Source organism: Paenibacillus pasadenensis (assembly GCF_023715725.1).
GTDB lineage: Bacteria > Bacillota > Bacilli > Paenibacillales > Paenibacillaceae > Paenibacillus_O > Paenibacillus_O pasadenensis_A.
In genome coordinates this window covers 272,993-299,673 of record NZ_JAMBOT010000001.1, presented here as the reverse complement: position 1 = coordinate 299,673, position 26,681 = coordinate 272,993, and the positions used below count along the sequence as shown (strand labels likewise).

Below are 26,681 nucleotides of genomic sequence, written 5' to 3'. Positions count from 1 at the left end.
GACAATGGCAAACCGTATTCTTATCGTTGATGATGCTGCCTTTATGCGAATGATGATTCGCGATATTCTCACTAAAAACGGCTATGAGGTCGTAGGCGAAGCACAGGACGGCTCTCAGGCCATTGAAAAATACAAGGAACTTAAGCCGGATCTGATTACAATGGACATCACGATGCCTGAGATGGACGGAATCGCCGCGCTTAAGGAAATTAAAAAAATGGACAGCAACGTTAAGGTGATTATGTGCTCCGCAATGGGACAGCAGGCGATGGTTATTGACGCCATTCAGGCAGGCGCCAAAGACTTTATCGTCAAGCCGTTCCAAGCGGACCGTGTTATCGAGGCCATCAAGAAAACGCTGGGTTAATCTGTGAGCATTATCAACATCCAAGCACTCGCATTAAGCGGGTCTGCGGCCAATACTCCAGCTGCAAGCTCCGCGCCAGGGGAAGGAACGTCCTTGTTCTCTTCCCCGGTGCCGGGCCTGGAGGAAGCACCGCAGTTCAGCTCAGGCAGCATGATGGGAAGCATGATCTGGATGATCGCGGCTCTGGCGCTTGTCGTCGGGCTGATTGTACTGCTGATTCGCTTTATGTCAAAGCGCAGCCAGCTGTGGAGTGGACCCAGAGCAATGAAATCGCTCGGCGGACTTACGCTTGCGCAGGGGAAATCGATCCAGCTGGTAGAGGCTGCGGGCAGAATTTATGTACTCGGCGTCGGGGACGACGTAGCCGCACTGGACGTCATTTCGGACCCGGAAGCAGTTGAGGCGGTTCGCAAACAGCTCGCCGCACAGGAAGCTGCAGCAGCCGCAAGGCCGGCAGCCGAATGGATGAAGCTGCTGCAAGACAAGCTTACCGGCAGCAAAGCGCCCGAAGCGAGCAGCGGTGAAGGAACTGATGCCAAACGGTTTGAAACGATGCTTCAACAAAAGCTGGAGCAGCAGTCCCGGCAGCAAGAGGAGCTGGAGCAGCTGTTGCAGGAAACCAGAGACAGGGAACGGTTGAGAGAAGAATGAAAAGGAAATGGATGATGTCGCTGCTGGCTGCCGGCGCGCTATCGCTTGCATTGCAGCATACCGCCTTCGCGGAGCCGCTTCCGGGAATCGACATCAGCATTGGCGGGGAAGAGTCGGGCGGCACGAGTGCGATATCGCTCGTTTTGCTCATAACGGTCCTTACCCTTGCGCCGTCGATTCTGATCTTAATGACCAGCTTTACACGCATAGTCATTGTGCTGGGGTTTGTGCGGACTTCGCTCGGAACACAGCAGATGCCGCCGAATCAGGTGCTGATCGGACTCGCGCTGTTTCTAACGCTGTTCATCATGTCGCCTACGTTGTCACAGGTGAACCAGGTCGCGGTCCAGCCCTATCTCAAAGGCGAGCTGACGCAGACGCAAGCGTTGGAAGAAGCGGCCAAGCCGATGAAAAAGTTTATGTTTCAGCATACGCGGGAGAAGGATTTGCTGCTCTTTCTAAACTACTCCAAAGCGGAAAAGCCGAAAACGTACGAGGATATTTCCCTCACGGTGCTTGTGCCGGCTTATGCGATCAGCGAGCTGAAAACGGCGTTTCAGATGGGCTTCATGATCTTTATCCCATTCCTCATCATCGATATGGTCGTATCCAGTACGCTGATGGCGATGGGGATGATGATGCTTCCGCCGGTCATGATATCGCTGCCGTTCAAGATTTTGCTGTTCGTACTCGTTGACGGCTGGTACTTGATCGTCAAATCGCTGCTGCTCAGCTTCAGTTCTTCGTGATTCAAGCGGGAGGAAATACGGCATGAATTCGGATTTTGTTATCGGGCTGGCCGGGCAGGCGATTATGGTTGTCCTTAAAGCCAGCGCTCCCATGCTCATTCTGGGACTTGTCGTTGGATTGATCATCAGTATTTTTCAGGCAACTACGCAGATTCAGGAGCAGACTCTGGCCTTTGTGCCCAAAATTGTAGCGGTGTTCGCTGCGGTGCTCATATTCGGGCCTTGGATATTAAGCACCTTGGTCGACTTTACGTACAACCTGCTGAACAACCTGCACAATTACATCGGGTAGGCGGGCGTTATGGAGCTATTTGTACAAGGTTTTCCTGTTTTTCTGCTGATTTTTTGTCGAATTACTTCCTTTTTTGTCGTAGCGCCTGTTTTTGCAGCCCGGACCGTTCCGGCAAAGTTCAAAGTCGGAATCGGCTTTTTTGTCTCTTTTTTAGTCTATCTAACCTACGGGACAACAAAACAGATTACACCAAATGCGCTTTATATGCTGACGCTAGTGCAAGAGATAATGGTTGGCCTGCTGTTAGGTTTTATCGTATATCTCTTTTTTACGACCGTGCAGACGGCTGGAGCTTTTATCGACCTTCAGGTCGGTTTTGCAATGGCCAACGTTGTTGATCCGATGACCGGCGTATCGGCCCCGATAACAGGCAATTTCAAATACATGGTGCTGACGCTGCTGTTTCTGACGATGAACGGCCATCTCTATCTGCTGCAGGCATTGATGAACAGCTATCGGTGGATCCCGCTGGAACCCAATCTGTTTGGTTATATCGCCAACGGAACCGTAACCGAATTTCTCGTTCAGGCGTTCTCCCAGTCGTTCCTGCTGGCGCTGCAGATCGGCGCTCCGATCATCGTGGCGATGTTCCTGACGGATGTCGGACTTGGCTTTTTGGCCCGGACGGCTCCTCAATACAATGTATTTGTTATCGGCGTTCCGCTTAAAATTTTGATCGGCTTCCTGCTGCTCGTGCTGCTGATGCCATCGCTTGGCACCTTGTTCGAACATTTATTTTCCTTCATGTTCGATTTTATGGGCAAGTTTTTCGGTGCGCTGCAAGGAGCGGCCGAATGAACGGGAAGGAGGCGATCGGGATGTCCAAGCTGCGCTACCGGGTTAACCTTCAACTGTTTAACGGAGAAAAGACCGAGGATGCAACGCCGAAGAAAAAACAAGAGGCCAGAGACAAAGGCCAGGTCGCCAAAACCCATGAGCTTCCCGGCGCTTTTATCATCCTGTTTGTTTTCGGCAGCTTCTATATGCTTGGCGGCTTTTACAAAGAAAGAGTTTATCGTCTGTTCGGCAGCCTGTTCAACGACTGGCTTACGCTGGAGCTGACCGACGGCAATGTGATGTCTCTTTTTTACAACATTATGGTTCAAATCCTTATTCTGCTGTCGCCGATCCTGCTGCTGGCTTTTATAGCGGCGCTGCTCGTCAACTACGCGCAGGTCGGATTTCTGCTTACAGGCGAACCGCTGAAGCCGGATTTCAAAAAGCTTGATCCGATTAAAGGCTTCAAAAACATTTTCTCGATGCGGTCGGTCGTGGAGTTTCTAAAAAGCATTCTGAAGCTGGTCGTCGTCGGAATTGTTGTGTTTATGGCGATTTGGGGAGAGTGGGACCGGATTCTCCTGCTCGGACATGTGCCGATCGAGTCGATATTCGCCTTCACCTCGGGCTTGACGCTTAAGCTGGGCATGCAGTTCGCCATGCTGTTAGTCGTCATCGCTGTGCTGGACTATTTCTATCAACGCTACGAACACGAAAAAGGTCTGCGCATGTCCAAGCAGGATATCAAGGACGAATACGTGAAAACCGAGGGCAACCCGCTCATTAAAGGCAAAATCAAGGAACGCCAGCGCAAAATGGCCTTGCAGCGCATGATGCAGGAAGTTCCGAAAGCAGATGTTGTCATCACCAACCCGACTCACTACGCCATTGCTATCAAGTATGACGGCTCCAAAATGGAAGCTCCCGTAATTCTGGCTAAAGGCGTTGATTACGTTGCGCTGCGGATTCGGGAAATCGCCAAGGAAAACGGCGTTACGACGATGGAAAACCGGCCGCTCGCAAGAGCGCTTTACGATCGTGCGGATATCGGCGATACGATTCCGGCCGATCTGTTCCAGGCCGTCGCGGAAGTTCTGGCCTATGTGTACAAGCTGAAGGGCCGCAGCAAAGCAAGATAACGAGTAAATAAACGAGTTAAGCGGAGGCATTCGTCATGAAACTGAGGGACCTGGCAATTTTGGTGGGGATTATCGGCATCGTTATGATGATGGTTATCCCTGTTCCTACTTTCCTGATGGACGTCCTGCTCGTAATCAACATATCGGTCGCGCTTATCATTCTCTTAATAGCGATGAATACGAAAGAAGCGCTGGATTTTTCCATCTTCCCGGCGCTGCTGCTGATTACGACGCTGTTCAGGCTCGCCCTCAACGTATCGACCACGCGCAACATTCTCGTTCATGCGCATGCGGGTGAGGTGGTTATGACCTTCGGCAACTGGGTTGCCGGGGGCCAGGTCGCCATCGGCTTTGTCGTGTTCCTCATTCTGGTCGTCGTTCAGTTCATCGTCATTACGAAAGGTTCGGAACGTGTCGCTGAGGTCGCCGCAAGGTTTACGCTGGACGCTATGCCGGGCAAACAAATGAGCATCGACGCCGACCTCAACGCCGGCCTGATTAACGAGCAGCAGGCGCGGTCGCGCCGCTCCAAAATCGAGCGTGAGGCCGACTTTTACGGTTCGATGGACGGCGCCAGCAAATTCGTTAAGGGCGATGCGATCGCATCCATCATCATTCTGATTATCAACCTGCTGGGCGGTTTTATTATCGGCATGACCGTCAAGGGCATGGGTTTTGGCGAAGCGCTTCAAACCTATTCTATTCTGACGATCGGCGACGGTCTGGTCAGCCAGATTCCGGCGCTGCTCATTTCCACTGCAGCAGGCCTTATCGTAACCCGTGCCGCATCGGAAGGAAATCTGGCGCATGATCTCAGCTCGCAAATCATGCGTTATCCGCAGCTGCTTTATGTCGTAGCGGGCACGATTGCACTGCTGGGACTGTTTACGCCAATCGGCATTATCCGCACGTTCCCAATTGCCGGATTGCTGGCTTATCTCGGCTGGAAGATGCAGGGGGCGCAGAGCCGGCAGCAGCAGGAGCAGGAACAGCTTGTGGAGGAGCAGCAGATCGAGGAGGTCCGCAGCCCGGAAAGCGTCGTCAGCCTGCTGCAGGTCGATCCGATCGAATTCGAATTTGGCTATGGGCTTATACCGCTCGCTGATACGCAGCAGGGCGGGGACTTGCTGGACCGGATCATTATGATCCGGCGGCAGTGCGCGCTTGAGCTCGGGCTGGTCGTTCCGGTTATCCGGATTCGAGACAACATCCAGCTGCGGCCGAACGAATACGTCATTAAGCTCAAGGGCAATCAAGTCGCCAGGGGAGATTTGCTGCTCAACCATTACTTGGCGATGAGTCCCGGGTTTGAGGATGAATCGATCGTCGGCATTGAAACGACAGAGCCGGCTTTTGGACTGCCGGCGCTCTGGATCGATGAAGCAACGAAGGAACGCGCAGAAATGTCGGGTTACACCGTTGTGGATCCTCCGTCCGTCGTTGCAACACATTTGACCGAAATTATTAAACGTCATGCCCATGAGCTGCTTGGCCGCCAAGAAACGAAGGCGCTTGTGGACAACGTCAGAGAAGCCTATCCGGCGCTAGTGGACGATCTTATCCCATCCGTTATGACCATCGGCGATGTGCAGAAAGTGCTTGCCAAGCTGCTCAAGGAAAAAATTTCGATCCGGGATCTCGTCACGATTTTCGAAACGCTTGCGGATCACGGCCTTTATACGAAAGACCCCGATATTCTGACCGAGTATGCGCGTCAAGCGCTATCCAGGCAGATTACGCAGCAGTTTAGCGGCAACGGCAGCTCGATGAAGGTCATCACCGTCAGTCCGGCACTGGAGAAAAAGATTGCCGAGTCCGTACAGCAGACGGATCAGGGCAGTTATCTGGCGATTGATCCGGTCGCTTCACAGCAGATTTGCAGCCGGATCAGCGAGCAAGTGTCCCGCCAGATTCAATCCGGGCATCCGCCGGTCGTACTGGCTTCACCAACAATTCGCATGTATCTCCGCCAAATTATTGAGCGGGTGATGGGGGATGTGCCGGTGCTTTCCTACAGCGAGCTGGAGCCCTCCGTTGAAGTCCAAAGCGTAGGGACGGTGAACTTGTGAAGGTAAAACGATACGTAGTCGGCGCTGTCCCAGAGGCTCTTCCGCTGATCCGGGGAGACTTAGGCAGCAATGCCGTCATTCTCAGCACAAAAGAAATCAGAACAGGCGGGTTTCTGGGCATGTTCGGCAAAAAACGCATCGAGGTTATTGCGGCCGCGGAGTCTGACGGCGCGGGAGCTGTCCGCACACCGGCTGCGGGCAGGAGCAAGCCGATGCCGCCGGCTCAACCAGCTAGGCCAGCCGAGACGGCGGCTGACGCCGTTGCGGCGCGCGAGGAAGCATTCACTGCGCAAAGACTGGCCGCTGCAGCGGTGCAGGAGCGCTTAGCGGCTGCCGAGCCGCCGCCGCAAGCGGCTGTGCCTCAGCCTCAAGCTGCGGCTGCCTATTCCGCAGCTCCTGCCGTACAGGCTTCCGTTCCCGCTCCTCCGCAGGTAAACGGCGTTTTGCAGGAGGAGCTGCTGCAGGAGATGCGCGGGATCAAAACCTGGATGCGCCAGCTGTCCGCCCAGCAGGCGCAGGACGCATTAACCGCTCCCGTGAAAAAGCTGCTGGAAAGAATGGAGCAGCAGGAAGTGGCTTCCGTTTGGCGTGAAAAACTTCTTCAAGAGCTTCAAGAGGCAGCGGATTACGAGCAGCTGGCCGACAACGGAGAGGCGTTATGGACAAAAGCCAAGGAGCTTATAACGAATTGGCTGCAGCCTTTCGAGGGAGCTGCGGATGCGGCGAACCTCCGGGCCGTTCATTTTGTCGGGCCGACTGGAGTTGGCAAAACGACAACGATCGCCAAGCTGGCCGCAATGGAGACGCTCAAAAACAAACGCTCCGTCGGGCTGATAACAGCCGACACGTACCGGATCGCGGCGGTGGATCAGCTGCGCACGTACGCCGACATTCTCGGCGTGCCGCTGGAGGTTGTATTTTCCCCGGCTGAGTCGGCTCGCGCCTTCCAGCAGCTGGAGGAGAAGGAACTGATCCTGATGGATACGGCCGGCAGAAACTACCGGAGCGAGCTGCAAATCAACGAGGTGAACAGCTTGCTCAAGTCTGGCGAAGACACCGAAACCTGTCTGGTGTTAAGTCTGACGGCGAGAACGTCGGATATGGAGGCGGTTGCTCTGCCCTTTATCCGTCATGGAGTAAACAAGGCGATTTTCACGAAGCTGGATGAAACCCGGATCTACGGCTCGCTGCTCAATCTGGTGCTGGAGCACCGGCTGCAGCCGCTGTATCTGGCGTTTGGCCAGACGGTGCCGGATGATATCGAGCCGTTTGGCAGCCGCAAGTACAGCGCTCTATTGCTCGGGGAATACGATCATGGCTGATCAGGCTCAGGCGCTGCGCAATTTGATTTTGCAAAGAAACGGGGCCAAGCCGGATCAAGCTCCCAAACAAACCCGGATCATCACGGTGGCGAGCGGCAAGGGCGGGGTGGGCAAGTCGAATTTTAGCTTGAATTTTGCCTTGGCGCTGCAAAAGCTGGGACAAAAAGTGCTGGTATTTGACGCTGACATAGGCATGGCGAACCTGGATGTGCTTATGGGCGTTCCCGCGCCATACTCTCTCTACCATCTTTTCCAGGGGGAGCGTTCCATTCGGGATATTATCCAGCTTGGACCGGGCGGCCTGCATTTTATTGCCGGAGGATCAGGATTTCGGGAGCTGCTTCACCTGACGGAGGAGCAGCTGCAGCAAGCCGACCGCGAGATCGGACGGCTGCAGGGCGAGTACGATCTTATATTGTTCGATACGGGAGCAGGGCTGAGCCGGGAGGCGGAACGATTTATCCACGCTTCACACGAGTGCATCATCGTTACAACGCCGGAGCCAACCTCCGTTACGGATGCTTATGCGCTGGTTAAAATGGTGTCTCATTCCAATCCTGCAGCAAAGTTCAAGCTGATCGTCAACCGGACGTCGGATTCGCGCGAAGGGCGTCAGACCGCTGAAAAGATGGACCTGGCGGCGCAGCGGTTTCTCAATGTCAGCCTGCCCTTTGCCGGAGCGATCGCAGATGATCCTCATGTCGGCAAGGCAGTGAGGCGGCAGTCGCCATTTTCAATCGTGTTTCCCGAATGCCAGGCGTCCCGTGACATTCTGACCGCAGCAAGAGCATATATGGAGCTTCCGCATACCGGCGATTCCACACGTACGGTCAAAGGCTTTTTTCAACAATGGCTGGGTCGCAAGCGCAGCCTTTGACTTTCAATAGAAGGAGAGATTGGCCATGCCCCAATTTCGAGTGCTGATTGTGGACGATTCGGCTTTTATGCGAGCCGTCATCAAGGATCTGATTGAGGCGGACCCTGCTTTTGAAATCGCGGGGATGGCCAGTACGGGCAAGGAAGCGATTGAGGCGGTCTTAAGGCTAAAGCCGGATGTGATGACGCTCGATCTGGAAATGCCGGAAATGAACGGACTGGAAGCGCTGGGGCCAATTATGGCAGCTTATCCGCTGCCGGTCATCATGTTCTCCGGCATTAGCGAAGAGCATACGTCCCAAACGATCGCAGCGCTGCAGCAAGGAGCTTTTGACTTCATCCGCAAGCCGGCCGCATCGTCGCCGCCCGGTGAAATCGGGACGATCGGAAGGTTATTGCGCGAAAAGCTGCATACTGCCGTACTGATCCGGGAGCGGCTGCAGCGCCAGCATTCGGCGCTTCGGCAGCCGCCTGGCGGGGCGGATGCACTATTACCGAAGAGCGCCTTATCCAAAGCAAAGCCGGATGCAGGCCCGGCTCCCGGCTCTGCTCGAACGGCAGGCAAAGCTGGCAGCAAAGCGGCGCAGCCGGACAACGCTGCTGCGCATGCCTCTAAGATTACAGAGGAAGCGGATCCCCGGAAGAAACCGGCGGCCGGAGGCGCCAAGGTTAGCGCGGATCAAACGGGAAGCCGTCCTGAACGCCTGGCTCAAGCCGGCAAAGAAGCAGCCGGCGCCGCAGAGCAGGCGCGTCGGGAAACGGCTGCAGCCCGGCAGCCCGGCCGAAAGGATGGGCTGGAGCGGCATGATGCCGCTTTTGCGCAGACTCCGGCGGTTAAGCCGGCTGCCGGCACGACAGCTTTTAATCATCTGATTGCGGTAGGCACCTCCACTGGCGGACCAAGAGCTTTGCATGAGCTGCTGGCCGGAATTCCGGCGGAGCTACAAGAGCCGGTGCTGATGGTGCAGCATATGCCGCCCCGTTTCACGGCGTCGCTGGCGAAGCGGCTGGATGCAGCAGGTCCGTTGCGAGTGTTTGAGGCTGCAGACGGGCAGCGGGTACGAAGCGGCGAGGCGTACTTGGCGCCGGGCGGCAGACATATGGAGCTTGCGCGGGACGAGCTCGGCTACTTCATACGCCTGACGCAAAACGATCCGGTTAGCGGTCACAGGCCGTCGGTCGACGTGCTTTTCCGCTCGCTGGTTCCTTTCACGGAGCTGAAGCGGCATGCAGTCATTTTGACCGGTATGGGCAGCGACGGCTCCAGAGGCATGCTGGAGCTGAAGGAAAGCGGCGCTGCCAGTACGATTGCCGAGGCGGAGGACAGCTGCGTCGTCTACGGCATGCCGCGCAGCGCGGTGGAGAACGGCAGCTGCCAGACCGTGCTGCCGCTGCCGCTAATTGCCGGTGAGCTTTACAGCCGCTGCTCGGGCGGCTCCGCACGCTGATTTCATTTTACAGGAGGTGGATCACGTTATGGATATGAACGCATATCTCTCCATGTTTATTGATGAATCGCAGGATCACCTACAGGCGCTCAACGAGAATTTGCTGAAGCTGGAAGGCGATCCCGCCGATTTGAGCTTTGTGCAAGTCATCTTCCGTTCTGCACATACGCTTAAGGGCATGTCGGCGACAATGGGCTTTGAAGATATGGCATCGTTGACCCATGAGATGGAAAATGTGCTGGATCTGGTGCGCAACAGCAAGCTGTCAATGGACGAGTTTATCTTTGACGTTCTGTTCAAAGGGCTGGATGCGCTGGAGACGATGGTGGAGGATATCAAGGGCGGCGGCGAAGGCAAAGCGGATGTCCGCTCCATCGTCGCTTCGCTCAAATCCATCGTTGACGGCAGCTACAAAAGCCGTGCGGAAACGGCCGCGGCTTCGGCTGTCGCCGTAGCGTCCATGCCGTCCGGAGAAGCGGCTATCGACGAATTCCAGCTGTCTGTGCTCAAACAATCGATGGACAGCGGTTTAAAGGCGCTGCGCATTGACGTATCGCTCGTCGAGTCCTGTGTGCTGAAAGCGGCTCGCGCCTACATGGTATTCAATGTGCTGGAGGAACAGGGAGAGGTCGTTAAATCTATTCCTTCCGTCACGGATTTGGAACAGGAGAAATTTGACCGCTCCTTCACCGTAATATTTGTTACTTCGGGCAGCGAAGAACAGCTGACGGCTGCGATTAGCGGCATATCGGAAGTTGAAGCCGCAAGAGCCGAGCTGCTCGACGCCGCGACGCTGGAACGGCTTGCCCGCCCTGAGCCGGCGGCTGCAGCAAGCGCTGGAACGGCTGCATCAGCAGGTGCTGAGGCGCAGCAGGCACGCTCCGCCAAGCCGGCCCGCACCGAAGGGAAACAACCGGCAGCGCCGGTGGCGAACCGCACTATTCGCGTTGATATTGACAGGCTAGACGCCCTTATCAATCTGTTCAGCGAGCTGCTGATCGACCGTTCCCGCCTGGAGCAGCTGTCCAGCGAAATCGGCCGAACGGAGCTGACCGAGACGGTTGAACATCTGTCGCGCATTAGCGCCGATCTGCAGGATATCGTACTGAAGCTGCGCATGGTGCCGGTCGATTCGGTGTTTAACCGTTTCCCGCGCATGATTCGCGACATCGCCAAATCGCTGGACAAAAAAGTCGAGCTGGTCATTACTGGCGCGGATACGGAGCTTGACCGCACCGTCATCGACGAAATCGGCGATCCGCTTGTCCATCTGCTGCGCAACTCGCTCGATCATGGGCTGGAGACGACGGAAGGCAGGCTTGAAGCCGGCAAACCGGAGACGGGCACGATTTGGCTCCGGGCTTACCACAGCGGCAACCATGTTTTCATCGAAGTGGAAGAGGATGGCAGGGGCATCAACGGCGAGAAGGTAAAAGCGAAGGCGATTGAGAAAGGCGTGCTTTCCGAGCAAGAGGCAGCCAAGCTGACTCCGGATGAAATCAGCAATCTGATCTTCGCCCCGGGCTTCAGCACCGCAGATCAAATTTCCGATCTTTCCGGGCGCGGCGTCGGGCTGGACGTCGTTCGGACCAAAATCGTATCGCTTGGCGGCAACGTATCGGTTGAAAGCAAAGAAGGCTTTGGTTCCAAGTTCAGCATTCAGCTGCCGCTGACGCTTTCCATTATTACGGCTATGCTTGTGCGCCTTGGCTCCGAAAAATATGCGATTCCGCTGACCTCGATCGTTGAAACCGGCATTTTGAAGCGGGATGCGATTTTGAGCGTTCACGGCAACCGGATGATGACCTACCGCAATGCAGTTATTCCAATTGTGTCGCTGAGCAAAGTGTTGGAAGCTCCTGATTTCCATGAGGAGGTCGAGGAAGAGAGCGAGTACATCGTCATCCGCAAAGGAGAAAAATGGGCGGCCGTTATCGTGGACGACTTTATCGGACAAAGCGACATCGTGCTCAAGTCGATGGGCGCATATCTCGGCCCAACACCTGCGGTATCCGGGGCAACGATTCTCGGGGACGGCCAGGTCGCACTTATTATCGATCCGAACGCGCTCTTCAAATAAGACTAGCTAGGGAGGAAATGGCCATGGGAGAAGAAATCAAGGTTATCGTATTCGCGCTTGGCGAAGAGGAGTACGGCATCGAGGTCGACAAGGTCAAAACGGTGGAGCGAATAATGCCGATTACCCGCGTGCCTAAAACGCCGCCGTTTGTAAAGGGAGTCGTTAATTTGCGCGGCGTTGTTGTTCCTGTCATCGATCTGCGCGGACGGTTCGGACTGGCTGAGGTTGAAACGACCGACGCCACCCGTATTATTATCGTCAACTCCGGCGAGCTGGAGGTTGGCTTCATCGTGGATCAAGCCAGCGACGTAACGGATATTAACAGCGACAACATCGAGCTTCCGCCGGAAGTGGTCGGAGGCATTCAAGCGAAATATTTGCGGGGCATTGCCAAAACCGACGGGGGCAGACTGCTCGTCATGCTGAATCTTTCCGAGGTGCTGAACAAAGCCGAGCTTGTGCAGCTTGAACAGATGGAGGCTTGACCGTGAGCTCATTGCACAGGCTGGAGGAGTTCGAGCTTGATGTGCTCAAGGAGGTCGGCAACATCGGCTCGGGCAATGCGGCTACCGCGCTCTCGACGCTGCTGGACAAGCCGGTTGATATGGCCGTCCCTAAAGTAAGCGTTGTGCCTTTTGAAGAGGTGGCGGAGCGGGTCGGCGGCGCTGAAGAGCTCGTAATGGCCGTCTTTTTAAGAGTAGAGGGTGAGGCGCCCGGCAATCTCTTCTATATTATGCATCCCGTCGCCGCCAAACGGCTGCTTGGCCGGCTGGCAGCGATGGAGGTGGAGGAGGACTTGGAATATTCCGAGATGGAGCTGTCCGCATTAAGCGAGATCGGCAACATTTTGGCCGGTTCCTACCTCTCCTCGCTTGCCGACCTGACCGGACTTGGCCTATCTCCGAGCGTGCCCGCAGTTGCTCTTGATATGGCTGGAGCCGTACTCTCCTACGGGCTGATGCAATATGGCGAAATGGGAGACGCGGCGCTGCTGATCGAGACGAAGTTTCTGGACGCTGGAGAGCAGCTTGACGGGCAATTTTTCCTTATTCCAGACCCGGATTCGTTCGCAATCTTGTTTCAGGCGCTGGGAGTGCGAGAGTCATGATTCAGCAAAATGTCGTCAAAGTCGGAATGGCGGATCTGAACGTGGCAACCCGTGGAGAATGCATCCGCACTTCCGGGCTTGGCTCCTGCGTTGGACTGACTTTATACGATCCTGACCGCAAAGTAGCTGGAATGGCCCATGTCATGCTTCCGGATTCGGCGATTGCCAGGGAAGAGACGTTTAATCGGGCCAAGTACGCCGATACCGCACTGCCGCTGCTGATTGAGGAACTGGAGAAGGCCGGTGCTAAAATAGGCCGACTCCTCGCCAAGATGGCGGGAGGCTCCCAAATGTTCGCCTCGCTCGGAAAGAGCGATTCGCTGCGCATCGGACCGAGAAACGTGGAGAGCTGCATGCAAATGCTGGATCGCTACGGAATTCCTCTAATCGGCGAGGATACGGGCGGCAGCCACGGCCGCACGATTGAATTGGATTCGGAGACGGGCATTTTATATGTCCGCTCCGTACAGCAAGGAACGAAGGAGTTGTAGATGCCATGGTTGGCAATTGGCGAATCAATGCTTGGCTGGCGGCAGGAGGAGCGCTATTAACGCTTCTGCTCAACGCCGGACGCAATCCGTGGCCGGTTGCCGGCATGCGTTTGCTTGCGGCTGCTGCCGCGTTTTGGCTGTTGGCGTATGCGCTTAGATTTTTACTGACGTTCACGCTGCCGGAGCGCCCGCTGGAACAGCCGTCGGATGAGGAAGCCGCACCGGGTTCCACGCTGGACTTACAGGCGGACGGCGGAGAAAATCTGGAAGCATTGATCCGGGAAGGCTGGAAGCCTCCGGCATTGTCCGCAGAGGATAACCCGCAGCCGGAGACGGCTCGGACGGCAGCGGCCTCAAGCGCTTTTCAGCCGCTGTCCCCCCCGCAGCTTCGGGCATCGAGACCCGAACTGCAAGAACAGGATCTGGTGCAGGCCGTTCGTCATTTGAACCGGGAAGAGTAGTGAAGCAGTGTCGGAAGCGCCCGGAACGGAGCGCAGGAGGCGGGAAAGTCTCGCACAGGTCAGTCGTAAGAACCGTCAGGCGAAAGCTTAAGGAGGCTTGAGGACGATGATAGAGCCCAAGGCGCCTCATTTATCCAACATGGAGATGTGGGAGAAATGGAAAGAAGAGCAGAATCTCGATGCAAAAAAAGCTCTTATTGAACAATATTTGCCGCTTGTTGATTATGTCACGAACCGGATGGCGATTGGATTGCCGAAAAACGTGTCCAAGGACGATCTGGCCAGCAACGGCGTGATGGGGCTTATCGATGCCATCGACAAGTTCGACTATAAACGCGGTCTTCAATTTGAAACGTACGCTTCGTGGCGAATTCGCGGAGCCATCATAGACGGGTTGAGGCAGGGCGACTGGGTGCCCCGCTCCGTGCGCGAAAAAGCGAAGCGCATCGAGGAAGCTTACCAGCACCTGGAGCAGCAGTATTTGAGATCGGTCAGCGATGCGGAGATCAGCTCTTATTTGCAGGTGTCGGAAAAAGAGTTTACCGTTATGCTTCAAGAGATTGCAGTTACGACGGTATGCTCGCTTGAAGATCCGATCCGCGAGGAGGAAAGTGAGACTCGTTTATCGCTGCTCGTAGACGAGAAAGCGAAAAACCCGGATCATAAGGTTCATGAATTCTATCTCAAGGAATCACTTGTGAAAGGAATCGAGAAGCTTACCGAGAAAGAGCGCATCGTCGTTTCTCTCTTCTATTATGAAGAGCTGTCTCTCAGCGAAATTGCCGAGGTCATGTCTCTATCTCCGTCTCGCATCTCGCAGCTTCATTCCAAAGCGATTTTGAGGCTGAGAGGCGCGTTGTCTAAACAGAAGGACCAGTTGATGCAGAACTCCTAGAGGGAGGATCATGGGATGATGGAGCAGCTTGATTTGCAGCAGCATGTGAAGGTAACCGTGTCGCCAGATAAAATGACCGGGATCCTTCAGTTCAACCGCTGTGACGAACAATTTTCCTGTACCGTCGGCGAGCTGGAGGCCCTGCTTCGTGCAGCCGGAATTACATATGGCATCAAGTATGACGTGCTTCAATTGATCAGCCAAGAACCCGCAGCATACTGTCTGAAGCAAACGCTCGTCGCACAGGGACTGCCGGGCAAGCCTGGCAGAGACGGCCGGATCGTCTACGCGCTTGAGTTCAATCAGGAATCGCGTCCGGAGGAGAATGAAAGCGGGAAGGTCGATTTTAAAGAGATCAACCGCTTGCTGAACGTGCAGAAAGGCCAGCTCATCGCCCGCAAGCTGCCTCCGACAGAGGGGGAGGCCGGCAAAACGGTCACCGGCGTAGACTTTATTGGCAAAAGAGGCCGTGAGGCTCGTATCAAAGCGGGCAAAAACGTCGTTTGCAATGCGGAGCGTACGCTAATCTATGCGGCCATCGACGGGCTTTTTACGCTGACAGGCAGCGATGTCATCAATGTGTTTCCGGTGTACGAGGTAAACGGCGATGTGGATTATCGGACCGGCAACATCGATTTTGTAGGAACCGTTGTTATTCGCGGCAATGTGCTCACCGGATTTAAAGTGCGTGCTGCCGGCGATATCCGCATTGTCGGAGGCGTAGAAGGTGCAGAACTGGAGACAGACGGTTCCATCGAAATCTCCGGAGGCATCATGGCAGGCGGTAAAGGTTTGGTCAAAGCGGGCCACTCCATTCGCTGCTCGTTCATTCAGGACGGCTTTGTGCAGGCTGGAGAAAACATTTTAGTCAGCCAAAGCATAATGCACTCCCAGGTGCGTGCCGGACGCAGCGTCGTTTGCAGTGGAGCCAAGGGATTAATTGTAGGCGGGGCCGTGCAGGCCGGGGAAAGCGTTCAAGCACGCACGGTCGGAAACAGCATGTCCACCGCCACATCAATTGAGGTTGGCGTTCAGCCCGAGCTGCGCGAGGAGCTTAAGGAGCTGCGCAAATCGCTCCGGGCTCAGGGCGAAGCGCTGGAAAAAACCGATAAGGCGCTGGTCATTCTGGATGGAATGGCGGCAGCGGGCACAATTGCAGCAGACAAGCTTGCGCTGCGCGTTAAGCTTAGCGCCACCAAAAAACAAGCGGCTCAGGAAATGGATGAGACCCGCGAACGAATTTTTGAAATTGAACGGTCGCTTGAGGATTCGAGCTTGGCAAAAGTCGAGATACAATCAACGGTTTATGGCGGGACAAAGGTTGTAATCGGTCGTTATACCCGCTTTATTAAAGAAGCGGCCTCCAGAGTGCAGTTCCGCTATATCGACGGCGAGATTACAATGAGCGCTTCCTATTAATAGCGGGAGGGAACCGATATGCCGTATCGGCCCATTGATCTTCAGGTATCTATACCAAGAACTCAAGAAACCGGCAATCAGCAAAGCTATTTGCAGGGAAGGCAAGCTGCGGAAGCCCGGATGCAGGCAGAACAGGCGGCCAAACAGACCGAACTGGACCGGGGCCGCAGCACCGAGCTGGAGCGGAGCGGCGATGCCAGGATTGGACATCGGGAAAAAGAACCGGGAGACGGAACCTCCGGCGGGCGCGAACGCCCGGCTGACCATGATTCCGAGCCCGATGTTCCACAGGCCGAGCATCCGTTCAAAGGACGACGTCTCGATATTCGATTATGACAGCCGGCATGCGGCTTGGACGAGGATAGAGGCATTTTGAAGGAGGAGCAATAATGGATTTACAGCCCTGGCATTATATCGTTCTCATTGGAGCGTTAGTGCTCGTGTGGGCGAATCTGCTCTCGCGCAGACGCAAAAGCGGCAATGCTTCCGCAGAGCAGGCTCCGGCAGCCGGGCTGCAGCAAATGGAGCTGGCTCTTGAGCAGTTCATGGAAAACATGGAGGAGAGCCAGCGGAGCTTGGCGGACATGGTATCGGTCTCCAAGGAGCAGGAGCGAGCCGAAGCCGAACGCAGAGAACAGCGGATTGCTGAGCTGGAGAAGCAGTGCCAGTCGCTTCACGAAGAATTACAGAAGCAGGCTGCAGCAGCCGCTCCAGCTGTTGAAGCTCTCGCTGTGGAATATTCGGCCCCGTTAGCCGAATCATCAACAGCCCAGCTGCATCCAGCGTTGGCTGCCCCCGAACCTCCGGCGTCAGCAGCTCAAATGCCGGGAATCCGGGAGCGGTACAAACAGCTGTTTGAGCTTTACGATGAGGGGCGTTCCATTGAACAAATTGCCAAACGTCTCGGCATGAACAAAGGCGAAGTGATGCTCATTCAGCAGCTCGCCAGACAAGAGGAGGGCGGCAATGAAGCGTCCTGATCGTTCCTTCTGGACCGGCCTTGGTATCGGCATAATCGTCGGGGCGCTGCTTCTGCAGCTGCTGCTGACCGGCCAGCAGGTACCGGCACTACAGACGGCGGAGGATGACGGGGAGGCTCTTGTGTACACGGTTGAAGAAGCCGAGGTGCTCGCCCAGGCAGCTGTTTCCCGCGCTTTAGCGGAGCAGCAAAAGTCCGGGGACAAAGCAGTGATGCAAAAAGAGGGAACCGAATCTGCAAAACAGTCCGTTAAGCCGTCTGCTTCCCCGGATAAAACGGATAACAAACCTGTTGGTTCCGTCAAGCCGTCCGCCACGCCTAAATCGTCACCAAAGCCTTCCACTCCCCCTAGCGCAACCGCTAAGCCGCTCAAGGAGCAGGTTGTGCGAATTGTTCCGGGCAGCAATTTGACCGATGCAGCCGCGCTGCTGCTTCAGTATGGCTTAATTGAGAGCGAGGAAGGTTTCATCCGGTATATGGAGAAACAAAAACCCGCCGCCACAATTCGCGCTGGATATTTCAAGTTTATAGGTCAGCCTGATCTCGCAGCTATTAAAGACGTTATCACCGGCCAGCCGATGGACCCGGAGGAAGGGAAACGGTGGCTGGAGCAGCATTCCGGCTGAAATAGCATGTTCAATCCTGCTTCAATATAGTTGCGCCCAGTTGACCAATATGCTATAGTAATTGACGGTGTTAAAAACACACGCCGATTAATTTCGTCAAGGGTGCTTCCAAATTGGGAAGTCTTGCCGAAAGATGACATTGGCGGAGGGCACAAATAAAAACCAATTAGGAGGTGTTGGAGATGGCAGTGATTTCCATGAAACAGCTTCTTGAGGCTGGTGTACACTTCGGTCACCAAACTCGTCGCTGGAACCCAAAAATGGATCGCTATATCTTCACCGAACGTAACGGCATTTACATTATCGACCTGCAAAAAACAGTGAAAAAAGTGGAAGAGGCTTATAACTTCGTCCGCTCCGTAGCTGAAGACGGCGGCTCGATCCTGTTTGTCGGCACGAAAAAACAAGCCCAAGACTCTGTGAAAGAAGAAGCAGAGCGTTGCGGCAACTTCTACATCAACCAACGCTGGCTCGGCGGCACGCTGACCAACTTCTCCACGATCCAAAAGCGTATTCAACGTCTGCGCCAACTGGAGAAATGGGAAGGCGACGGCACGTTCGATGTCCTGCCTAAAAAAGAAGTTATCATTCTCCGCAAAGAGAAAGATCGTCTTGAAAAATTCCTCGGCGGCATCAAAGGCATGACTAAACTGCCTAGCGCCCTGTTCATCATCGATCCTCGTAAAGAGCGCATCGCGGTTGCTGAAGCTCGCAAGCTTGGTATCCCAATCGTGGGCATCGTTGACACGAACTGCGATCCAGACGAAATCGATTATGTTATCCCAGGCAATGACGACGCTATCCGCGCCGTTAAGCTGCTGACGGGCAAAATGGCCGACGCTATCGTTGAAGCCAACCAAGGCGAGCAAACGACTGCTTAAGCTGTTGCCGCATTAGCAACATAAGAATGAGAACGATAAGGGTGGTCAGAAGGTGAAAGCCTCCTCGCCGCCCTTTTTTTGAGGAAGCATACATCAATTGCCGCGATTTGCGGACAAACTAGCCTAATATAGGGCAATTCGGGAGGATTATAACATGGCAGTTAATGCGAGTGATGTTAAAGAATTGCGTGCAAGAACCGGAGCGGGCATGCTCGATTGCAAAAAAGCGCTGGAAGAAGCAAACGGCGATCTGACTAAAGCGGCTGAGCTGCTTCGCGAGAAAGGTCTTGCTGCAGCAGCTAACAAAGCGGGCCGCGTTGCAACCGAAGGCGTTGTAGAATCCTACATCCACGCTGGCGGACGCATCGGCGTTCTCGTAGAAATCAACTGCGAAACCGACTTTGTTGCCAAAACGGATCAATTCCGCGACTTTTGCAAAGACATCGCGATGCAAATCGCTGCAGCAGGTCCTAAATACGTTCGCCGCGAAGAAGTTGACGCTACCGAGCTGGAGAAAGAGCGCGAGATTCTGAAAGCTCAAGCTCTGAACGAAGGCAAACCGGCTCACATCGTGGACAAAATGGTTGAAGGCCGCATCGGCAAATACTACGAAGAGTTCTGTCTGATGGAGCAATCGTTCATCAAAGACCCGGACAAAACAATCACGACGCTGCTGAACGAAAGAATCAGCACGATCGGCGAGAACATCTCCATTCGTCGTTTTGCCCGCTTTGAGCTGGGCGAAGGCCTGGAGAAAAAAGTCGACAACTTCGTTGAAGAAGTAATGTCGCAAGCGAAGCTGTAATTCTTCTTTCGATTACCGAACGCGAGTACAGGCGGGGCGGGGCGTCCGCCCCGCCTATTTTTTTCATAAATTTTTTGAGGTTGTCACTTAAATCTTTTTTGCATCGAAATCTGTCTTGAACATGGAGGTATTTACGTTGGAGAGCCCCGTCTATAAACGCATCGTACTGAAGGTGAGCGGAGAGTCGCTGTCGGGCCAGGCCGGATACGGCATTGAGGCAGACATGATTTCTTCCATTGCGGAACAGATCAAGGAAGTTGTCGAACTCGGCGTCGAGGTAGCAATTGTCGTCGGCGGCGGCAACATTTGGCGCGGTATCGCCGGCACGGCCAAAGGAATCGATCGTGCCACGGCTGACTACATGGGTATGCTGGCCACAGTAATGAACTCCCTCGCCCTTCAGGATGCGCTGGAATCCATCGACGTTCCAACCCGCGTTCAAACCTCCATTGCTATGCAGCAAATTGCAGAGCCTTACATTCGCCGCCGGGCGATTCGCCATCTGGAGAAGGGACGCGTCGTTATTTTTGCGGCCGGAACGGGCAATCCGTTTTTCTCCACGGATACAACGGCAGCGCTTCGCGCAGCCGAGATCGAAGCTGAAGTCATTCTGATGGCTAAAAACAAAGTTGACGGCGTGTATTCCGCAGATCCATTTAAGGATGATACGGCCGAGAAGTTCGAAACACTCACTTATCTGGATGTGCTGAACCGAAACCTTGGCGTTATGGATTCTACCTCCACATCGCTCTGCATGGACAATAATATTCCGCTTGTCGTATTTGCAATTACGATCCCTGGCAATATTAAGCGGGTCGTGCTCGGCGAGAAGATCGGAACCATTGTGAAAGGAAGTGCCAAATAATATGCCGCAATCCATTAAAGCAGACGCATCCGAGCGGATGGAAAAAGCGATTGGCGCGCTGAAGCGCGACCTCGCAACGCTGCGCGCAGGACGCGCGACTCCGGCTCTGCTGGACCGCATTCAAGTGGAATATTACGGAGCCCTTACGCCGCTTAACCAGCTGGCTAACATTAATACGCCGGATTCCCGCACGCTGTTCATTCAGCCATGGGACAAATCCTCGCTTAGCGACATCGAGCGCGCAATTATGAAATCCGATCTTGGACTGACACCTTCCAACGATGGCGCCTCCATTCGGATTCAAGTTCCGATGCTGACGGAAGAACGCCGCACGGAGCTGGTCAAAATGACCAAAAAATTCGGCGAGGAAGCTAAGGTTGCTATTCGCAACATTCGCCGGGATGCTAACGACTCCATCAAAAAACTGGAGAAAAGCGATATCTCTGAGGACGAGTCCAAGCGCCACCAGGACGACATTCAGAAAACAACGGATAAATTCGTTGCTGAAGTGGATAAAGTGCTTGCATCTAAAGAAAAAGAAATCATGGAAGTGTAATGCAGTCTAAGCAATACGGCTGCGTGATCTATCCGGATCGCGTTTGCATGAGCGGCCCCTCCTGCCAGGTGGGGTTTGACTGCATCTTGGCCTTATTTAAAGGCAACGAACGATCGATGCCTGCGGGGAGGGAGTAGAGTGATCGACAGACTATGGTCAAGACGCGGCAAAACATCTCCGCAGGAGGCTGATCTGCCGCTTGGGGACAACGTTCCTCAGCATGTCGCCATTATTATGGACGGCAATGGCAGATGGGCGCAAAACCGCGGCTTGCCAAGAATTGCCGGCCACCATTCCGGAATGAAGGCGGTCAAGCGAGTTACCAAAGCCGCCGACCGGATCGGAGTCAAGTATCTGACCTTATATGCGTTTTCAACGGAAAACTGGAAGCGCCCCAAACCTGAGGTCGACTTTCTGATGCGTTTGCCCCAGGAATTTCTTGCTCTTGAGCTGGATGAGCTGATCGAGAACAACGTCCAGGTGCGTATGATGGGTTACAGAGAGAATTTGCCATCCTACACCATTGACGCGCTTGAAGAGGCAATCCACAAAACCAAGAACAACACAGGGCTTGTGCTTAATTTTGCCCTTAACTACGGCAGCAGAGCTGAGATGGCGGATGCGGTACGCTCAATCGCCAAGGAAGCAGCAGACGGCCGACTCAATCCGGATGACATTGACGAGCAGTTGTTTTCGAGCCGTCTGCTGAGCAGCGAGCTGCCCGATCCGGATCTGTTGATTCGCACAAGCGGAGAGCTTCGGCTCAGCAATTTCATGCTTTGGCAGCTTGCATATAGTGAATTGTGGTTTACCGATGTATACTGGCCGGCTTTTACGGAAGAGCTGTTCCAGGAAGCTATAATGGAATACCAGCGGCGAGCCAGACGGTTCGGCGGGGTCTGACCTAAGTCTGCGATCCAAGCGAGGACGAAGCGATGAAACAACGTATAGTGACGGGATTGGGGGCTGGAGCGCTGTTTTTGCTGCTGCTCGTCGTTGGCGGCGGCTTCTATTACACGCTACTACTGCTGCTTGCTCTAATCGGGTTTTATGAATATCTGCGACTGAACGGGTTTAATCCCTTTCACCCGGCGGGGCTAATTGGCTATGCCGGGGTGCTTTTTTTTATGGTTCCTTGGGAAGATATCGGCGTCCGGCCGCCTCCTGACGGAACGGTAATCTGGCTGCTCATGCTGCTGCTGCTCGCCGTGACGGTGTTGTCCAAAAACAAAACGGCGTTGGACGGGGCGGCGCTGCTGCTGCTCGGGGCTGTGTATGTCGGGTATGGATTCTCGTCCATGTACGACGTCCGCATGTCGGAAAGCAGCGGCCTGTATTTATCCTTTCTTAGCTTCGCCTGTATATGGTCTTCCGATATCGGCGCCTATTTTATCGGCAAAGCAATCGGACGCAGGAAGCTCTGGCCTGCAATCAGCCCGAACAAAACGGTAGAGGGCTCGCTGGGAGGAATCGCTGCTTCCATCATTGTTGCAGTTGTATTCCAGCTGTTCCAGCCTGAACTGATCGGCCTTGGCCATGCGGTGGCAATCGGAGCGGTGGCAGCGGTAGCGGGCCAGTTTGGCGATTTAATTCAATCAGCCTACAAACGGTTCCGCGGCGTTAAGGACAGCGGTAAGCTGCTGCCTGGACATGGCGGCGTGCTGGACCGCTGCGACAGCTGGATTATCGTATTCCCGCTGCTTGTATTGACCGGGCTTCTGCCGATATAACGGGGGATTACGAAAGCCTACATATTTAGATAAGGGGAGAGGCTCCGGTGAAAAAAATAACCGTGCTGGGCTCAACCGGTTCCATAGGCACACAAACGCTCCAGGTGATGGAGCATCATGCCGACCGTTATGAGCTGGACGGGCTTGCTGCCGGCAGCAATGCAGCCTTGCTCATTGAGCAGGCGCTGCGCTTCCGACCGAAGCGGGTGTGTCTGGCAACCGAAGCTGCGGCCCGTCAGGCCAAAGAAGCTTTGCCGGCTCATATTGAGGTGCTTCAAGGAGAAGCTGGACTGGTGGAGCTCGCCGGAGGCGGCGATGCCGATACGGTCGTTACCGCGCTTGTGGGCAGCCGAGGGCTTCCTGCTACGCTTGCTGCAATCGAGGCGGGGAAGAGCATCGCTCTGGCGAACAAAGAAACACTCGTTACGGCGGGGCATCTCGTCATGGAGGCGGCCAAGCGCAAAGGCGTTTCCATTTTGCCGGTGGACAGCGAGCATTCCGCTATCTTTCAATGTTTAAACGGCGAGCGCCGCGAAGATGTCAGAGGCATTACGCTTACGGCATCCGGCGGATCGTTTCGCGACCGGACCCGCGATCAGCTGCAGGGGGTAACGGTGGAGCAGGCGCTCAACCATCCCAACTGGTCGATGGGAGCCAAAATAACGATCGATTCCGCGACGATGGTTAATAAAGGTCTTGAGGTCATTGAGGCCAAATGGCTGTTCGGGCTCCACTACGACGAAATTGATGTGCTCATTCACCCGGAAAGCATTATACACTCCTTTGTGGAATTTAACGACAACAGCGTCATCGCTCAGCTCGGTCTTCCGGATATGAGAGTACCGATCCAATATGCGCTTTCTTATCCGGAGCGGCTGCATAATCCGTCTGGACGGCTTAGCCTGGCGGAGTACGGCAAGCTTACCTTCCGTGAAATGGACTTTGACCGGTACCGCTGTCTGGCGCTTGCTTTTGCGAGCGGCCGGGCAGGCGGGACGGCGACTACGGTGTTTAACGCGGCCAATGAGGTAGCTGTTGACCGGTTCCTGCGCGGAGAGATTGAGTTTTTGGCGATTGAATCGATCTTGGAAAAAGTGATGGAAAAGCATGAAATCATCGCAAATCCGGATCTTGAAGCGATCGCCGGCGCGGATTCCTGGGCTCGAAGGACGGCTGCATCCCTGTAAGGCGGTTCTCTTGTGCCGGGCTGGAGAATAATGATAATCTAGGTACAGGCCGTTAGGACAGGAGGCGCCACATCGATGGGTACATTACAGGTCATTTTTATGACCGTTTTAGTCTTTTTTGTCATTGTCACCATTCATGAATGGGGACATTATTTTTTTGCCAAACGCGCAGGCATTCTGGTTCGGGAATTTGCAATCGGCTTCGGGCCGAAGCTGTTCTCGGTCAAACGCGGCGAAACCCGCTTTACGCTGCGCCTTATTCCAGCGGGCGGTTTTGTCCGCATGGCGGGCGAAGACCCGGAGCTGGTGGAAGTGCAGCCGGGTCAGACCGTCGCCGTCCGCGTCAAAAACGGCAAGGTCACGCGGGTTTACCTGGATAAGCTGGATGAAAGAAGCGGCGTCGTTCGGGGCGAGGTGGAAGAGCTCGATCTGGAGCATAAGCTGTTTATTCAGCTGCTTGTAGGAGACGAAGCGGAGCGTTACAAGGTACACCCTCAGGCTCTGCTCATCGCCAAAGGCCGCGAGACGCAGATTGCCCCGATCGACCGCCAGTTCGCGAGCAAAACAGTCGGGCAGCGTGCGCTGGCGATTGCCGCTGGCCCGTTCATGAACTTTATTCTCGCGATCGTGCTGTTCGCCACGTACATTCAAATGACCGGCGTTTCGATCGAGAATCCGCAGTACTTGAAAATTAACAGCGTTGTTGACGGAATGCCTGCGGAGCAAGCGGGCCTGCAAAAAGGCGATATCGTGGACGTTGTAGCCGGAACGGCTGTCGGCACGGATTATGACCGGATGATTCAATTAATCGGACAGTCCGCAGGCAAAGAAATCGAGATTAATGTGACCCGCGACGGCCAGCCTGTTGTCATTAAGGTGACGCCGAAGCTGGATACCGAATCAAAGATGGGTAAAATCGGGGTTACGGCAGGTTACCCAAGGCGCGCAGCGACGTTTACCGAAACCGTTAGCGGCACGTTTACTTTGATGAAGGATATGACGGTCAGCATATTCCAAAGCTTCGGAAAGCTGATTACCGGCGATTTCAAGCTGGATGATCTGGGCGGCCCGGTCCGCACAGCCGAAGTAACCGGCCAAATTGCCCGCCAGGGCATCACGCAGCTGACAAGCTGGGCGGCTTTGCTCAGCCTGTACTTGGGCATTTTCAACCTGCTGCCGATTCCGGCGCTGGATGGAAGCCGTCTTGTATTCATCGGAATCGAGGCGCTGCGCGGCAGACCGATCGATCCGGCGCGTGAAAGCATGGTGCATGTCGTCGGGTTCATGATGTTAATGCTGCTCATGCTGGCTGTAACCTATAATGATATTTTGCGACTTGTTAAAGGGTAGAGGGGAGCTGTCGTTTCAGCTATGTCGAAGGAGAAACAATTCGTAACCGAAATTACCCCGCAGGGAGAAGACTTCTCCCGCTGGTATATTGATGTCATCAAAAAAGCCGAGCTGATGGATTATTCGCCGGTTCGCGGCTGTATCGTATTCCGTCCGGAAGGCTATGAAATCTGGGAGCATATGAAGGAAGAGCTTGACCGCCGCTTTAAAGAGACGGGCCACCGCAACGCATACTTCCCTCTGTTCATTCCGGAGAGCTTTTTCCAGAAGGAAAAGGAACATGTCGAAGGCTTTAATCCGGAGCTGCCATGGGTGACGGAAGCCGGCGGGGAGCAGCTGGAGGAGAAGCTGGCCATTCGTCCGACGTCCGAAACGATGATCGGCCATATGTACAGCAAGTGGATTCACTCCTACCGCGATCTGCCTGTACTGATCAATCAGTGGGCGAACGTGGTCCGTTGGGAAAAACGCACACTGCCGTTCCTGCGCACAAGCGAGTTCTTGTGGCAGGAAGGCCATACGGCGCATGAAACGGAAGTGGAAGCACGCGAGGAAACGATGCGTATGCTGGAAACATACCGCAGCTTCGTCGAGGACTACTTGGCTATTCCGGTCATCAGCGGCGAAAAAACGCCTTCCGAGCGTTTTGCGGGCGCAGTGGACACTTATTCCATAGAGGCAATGATGAAGGACGGCCGCGCTGTTCAGGCTGGTACTTCGCATTACCTTGGCAATAAGTTCGCTGTTGCGTTTGACATTAAGTTCCTTGACCGCGAGAACCAGCAGCAGTATGCGCATACGACCTCTTGGGGCGTCAGCACGCGCCTGATCGGCTCGCTGATCATGGTGCACGGCGACGACCGCGGCCTTGTGCTTCCGCCTAAGGTAGCGCCGACCCAAGTCATTATGATTCCGATCGGCCCTCCTAAAACCCGCGATGCCGTTATTGCCCGCGTGGACGAGCTGTACGGACAGCTCAAAAAAGCCGGCGTGCGCGTGCGTGTAGACGACCGCTCCGACATGAGTCCGGGCTGGAAGTTCAACGAGTACGAAATGCGCGGCGTGCCGATTCGCCTGGAGCTCGGCCCTCGCGATATGGACAACGGCGTTTGTGTGCTCGTGTCCCGCGTCAGCGGTGAGAAGCGTGTTGTTGCACAGGCTGATCTCGTGTCCGAGATTTCCCGCATGCTGGAGGAAGTTCACCACGAGATGTTCGAAAAGGCGAAGTCGTTCCGCCAGGAGAACACCTATGTCGTCGATACGCTTGATGAGATGAAAGGGCTGCTGGAGCAGAAACGCGGCTTTGTAACTGCCGGCTGGTGCGGGTCCGCTGCCTGCGAAAAACAGGTCAAGGAAGAAACCGGCGCAACGAGCCGCAACATTCCGTTCGAGCCTGCGGAGCGCAAAGCAACCTGCCTATGCTGCGGCGAAAAGGCCGAACATACCGTTGTTTTTGCCCGCGCATATTAATTGGTCGTTTAACTTGCAAAGCCCCTTCGGGGGCTTTGTTTTTTTCCAGCGGAGATGAGTCCGTCGACAATCAAGTCTGTCTTTCTCT

Annotated in this window: 29 protein-coding genes; all 29 read left to right on the top strand. The window is 54.8% G+C overall.

Features of this window, described 5'->3' with window-relative positions:
* The first annotated feature begins 4 nt into the window (after positions 1-4).
* The 29 genes from M3223_RS01385 to proS all read left to right on the top strand — a co-directional run bounded on the left by M3223_RS01385 (position 5) and on the right by proS (position 26,593).
* Positions 5-367: a response regulator gene (locus M3223_RS01385; protein WP_251558199.1), complete on the top strand. Its 363-nt coding sequence runs from the start codon at positions 5-7 to the stop codon at positions 365-367.
* 3 nt (positions 368-370) lie between these two features.
* Positions 371-1,018, top strand: a complete 648-nt coding sequence (locus M3223_RS01380; protein ID WP_251558197.1) for a flagellar biosynthetic protein FliO — start codon at positions 371-373, stop codon at positions 1,016-1,018.
* Between the two features lie 11 nt (positions 1,019-1,029).
* Positions 1,030-1,767, top strand: a complete 738-nt coding sequence (gene fliP, locus M3223_RS01375) for a flagellar type III secretion system pore protein FliP (RefSeq protein ID WP_435367990.1) — start codon at positions 1,030-1,032, stop codon at positions 1,765-1,767.
* Positions 1,768-1,789: 22 nt separating this feature from the next.
* The gene (fliQ, locus tag M3223_RS01370; RefSeq protein WP_251558195.1) at positions 1,790-2,059 is read left to right on the top strand and encodes a flagellar biosynthesis protein FliQ; all 270 of its coding nucleotides are present in this window, start codon (positions 1,790-1,792) and stop codon (positions 2,057-2,059) included.
* Positions 2,060-2,068: 9 nt separating this feature from the next.
* Entirely contained in the window at positions 2,069-2,857 is a 789-nt protein-coding gene (fliR, locus tag M3223_RS01365) for a flagellar biosynthetic protein FliR (protein WP_251558193.1), read from the top strand.
* Positions 2,854-3,975, top strand: coding sequence for a flagellar biosynthesis protein FlhB (gene flhB, locus M3223_RS01360; RefSeq protein WP_251558191.1), 1,122 nt, complete (start codon positions 2,854-2,856; stop codon positions 3,973-3,975). The genes fliR and flhB overlap by 4 nt, the downstream gene beginning before the upstream one ends.
* A 35-nt stretch (positions 3,976-4,010) precedes the next feature.
* The gene (flhA, locus tag M3223_RS01355; RefSeq protein WP_251558190.1) at positions 4,011-6,044 is read left to right on the top strand and encodes a flagellar biosynthesis protein FlhA; all 2,034 of its coding nucleotides are present in this window, start codon (positions 4,011-4,013) and stop codon (positions 6,042-6,044) included.
* On the top strand, positions 6,041-7,366 hold the full coding sequence (flhF, locus tag M3223_RS01350) for a flagellar biosynthesis protein FlhF (RefSeq protein WP_251558188.1): 1,326 nt from the start codon (positions 6,041-6,043) through the stop codon (positions 7,364-7,366). The genes flhA and flhF overlap by 4 nt, the downstream gene beginning before the upstream one ends.
* Entirely contained in the window at positions 7,359-8,243 is an 885-nt protein-coding gene (locus M3223_RS01345; RefSeq protein WP_251558186.1) for a MinD/ParA family protein, read from the top strand. Before flhF ends, M3223_RS01345 begins: the two co-directional genes overlap by 8 nt.
* Positions 8,244-8,268: 25 nt before the next feature.
* Positions 8,269-9,690 (top strand): chemotaxis-specific protein-glutamate methyltransferase CheB, encoded by a 1,422-nt coding sequence (gene cheB, locus M3223_RS01340; RefSeq protein ID WP_251558184.1) that lies wholly within the window; start codon positions 8,269-8,271, stop codon positions 9,688-9,690.
* Positions 9,691-9,718: 28 nt separating this feature from the next.
* Complete coding sequence (locus M3223_RS01335) at positions 9,719-11,770, top strand: chemotaxis protein CheA (RefSeq protein WP_251558182.1); 2,052 nt, start codon at positions 9,719-9,721, stop codon at positions 11,768-11,770.
* Between the two features lie 23 nt (positions 11,771-11,793).
* The gene (locus M3223_RS01330; RefSeq protein WP_251558180.1) at positions 11,794-12,255 is read left to right on the top strand and encodes a chemotaxis protein CheW; all 462 of its coding nucleotides are present in this window, start codon (positions 11,794-11,796) and stop codon (positions 12,253-12,255) included.
* A 2-nt stretch (positions 12,256-12,257) separates the two neighbouring features.
* Positions 12,258-12,878, top strand: coding sequence for a chemotaxis protein CheC (locus tag M3223_RS01325; protein ID WP_251558178.1), 621 nt, complete (start codon positions 12,258-12,260; stop codon positions 12,876-12,878).
* A complete protein-coding gene (locus tag M3223_RS01320; protein ID WP_251558176.1) occupies positions 12,875-13,369 on the top strand; it encodes a chemotaxis protein CheD in 495 nt (164 codons plus the stop codon). The genes M3223_RS01325 and M3223_RS01320 overlap by 4 nt, the downstream gene beginning before the upstream one ends.
* Positions 13,370-13,374: 5 nt before the next feature.
* Positions 13,375-13,830: a hypothetical protein gene (locus M3223_RS01315; RefSeq protein WP_251558174.1), complete on the top strand. Its 456-nt coding sequence runs from the start codon at positions 13,375-13,377 to the stop codon at positions 13,828-13,830.
* Positions 13,831-13,936: 106 nt separating this feature from the next.
* Positions 13,937-14,725, top strand: a complete 789-nt coding sequence (locus M3223_RS01310) for a FliA/WhiG family RNA polymerase sigma factor (RefSeq protein ID WP_251558172.1) — start codon at positions 13,937-13,939, stop codon at positions 14,723-14,725.
* Between the two features lie 15 nt (positions 14,726-14,740).
* Positions 14,741-16,144, top strand: coding sequence for a DUF342 domain-containing protein (locus M3223_RS01305; RefSeq protein WP_251558170.1), 1,404 nt, complete (start codon positions 14,741-14,743; stop codon positions 16,142-16,144).
* 18 nt (positions 16,145-16,162) lie between these two features.
* The gene (locus M3223_RS01300; RefSeq protein ID WP_251558169.1) at positions 16,163-16,480 is read left to right on the top strand and encodes a hypothetical protein; all 318 of its coding nucleotides are present in this window, start codon (positions 16,163-16,165) and stop codon (positions 16,478-16,480) included.
* Positions 16,481-16,533: 53 nt separating this feature from the next.
* Positions 16,534-17,124 (top strand): hypothetical protein, encoded by a 591-nt coding sequence (locus M3223_RS01295; RefSeq protein WP_251558167.1) that lies wholly within the window; start codon positions 16,534-16,536, stop codon positions 17,122-17,124.
* Positions 17,111-17,749, top strand: a complete 639-nt coding sequence (locus M3223_RS01290; protein WP_251558165.1) for a hypothetical protein — start codon at positions 17,111-17,113, stop codon at positions 17,747-17,749. Before M3223_RS01295 ends, M3223_RS01290 begins: the two co-directional genes overlap by 14 nt.
* A gap of 182 nt (positions 17,750-17,931) precedes the next feature.
* Positions 17,932-18,630 (top strand): 30S ribosomal protein S2, encoded by a 699-nt coding sequence (gene rpsB / locus M3223_RS01285; protein WP_251558163.1) that lies wholly within the window; start codon positions 17,932-17,934, stop codon positions 18,628-18,630.
* A 154-nt stretch (positions 18,631-18,784) separates the two neighbouring features.
* Positions 18,785-19,435 carry a translation elongation factor Ts gene (tsf, locus tag M3223_RS01280; protein ID WP_251558161.1) on the top strand — a complete coding sequence of 217 codons (651 nt, stop codon included), beginning with the start codon at positions 18,785-18,787 and terminating at the stop codon, positions 19,433-19,435.
* Positions 19,436-19,571: 136 nt separating this feature from the next.
* Complete coding sequence (gene pyrH, locus M3223_RS01275) at positions 19,572-20,300, top strand: UMP kinase (RefSeq protein WP_251558159.1); 729 nt, start codon at positions 19,572-19,574, stop codon at positions 20,298-20,300.
* Position 20,301: 1 nt separating this feature from the next.
* Positions 20,302-20,856 (top strand): ribosome recycling factor, encoded by a 555-nt coding sequence (frr, locus tag M3223_RS01270; RefSeq protein WP_251558157.1) that lies wholly within the window; start codon positions 20,302-20,304, stop codon positions 20,854-20,856.
* Positions 20,857-20,994: 138 nt separating this feature from the next.
* Positions 20,995-21,759 (top strand): isoprenyl transferase, encoded by a 765-nt coding sequence (locus tag M3223_RS01265; protein WP_435367986.1) that lies wholly within the window; start codon positions 20,995-20,997, stop codon positions 21,757-21,759.
* A gap of 32 nt (positions 21,760-21,791) precedes the next feature.
* Positions 21,792-22,586: a phosphatidate cytidylyltransferase gene (locus M3223_RS01260; RefSeq protein ID WP_251558155.1), complete on the top strand. Its 795-nt coding sequence runs from the start codon at positions 21,792-21,794 to the stop codon at positions 22,584-22,586.
* A gap of 47 nt (positions 22,587-22,633) precedes the next feature.
* The gene (locus M3223_RS01255) at positions 22,634-23,773 is read left to right on the top strand and encodes a 1-deoxy-D-xylulose-5-phosphate reductoisomerase (RefSeq protein ID WP_251558152.1); all 1,140 of its coding nucleotides are present in this window, start codon (positions 22,634-22,636) and stop codon (positions 23,771-23,773) included.
* A 75-nt stretch (positions 23,774-23,848) separates the two neighbouring features.
* Positions 23,849-25,123, top strand: a complete 1,275-nt coding sequence (rseP, locus tag M3223_RS01250) for an RIP metalloprotease RseP (protein ID WP_251558150.1) — start codon at positions 23,849-23,851, stop codon at positions 25,121-25,123.
* A 21-nt stretch (positions 25,124-25,144) separates the two neighbouring features.
* Positions 25,145-26,593: a proline--tRNA ligase gene (gene proS, locus M3223_RS01245; protein ID WP_251558147.1), complete on the top strand. Its 1,449-nt coding sequence runs from the start codon at positions 25,145-25,147 to the stop codon at positions 26,591-26,593.
* Positions 26,594-26,681: the final 88 nt, after the last annotated feature.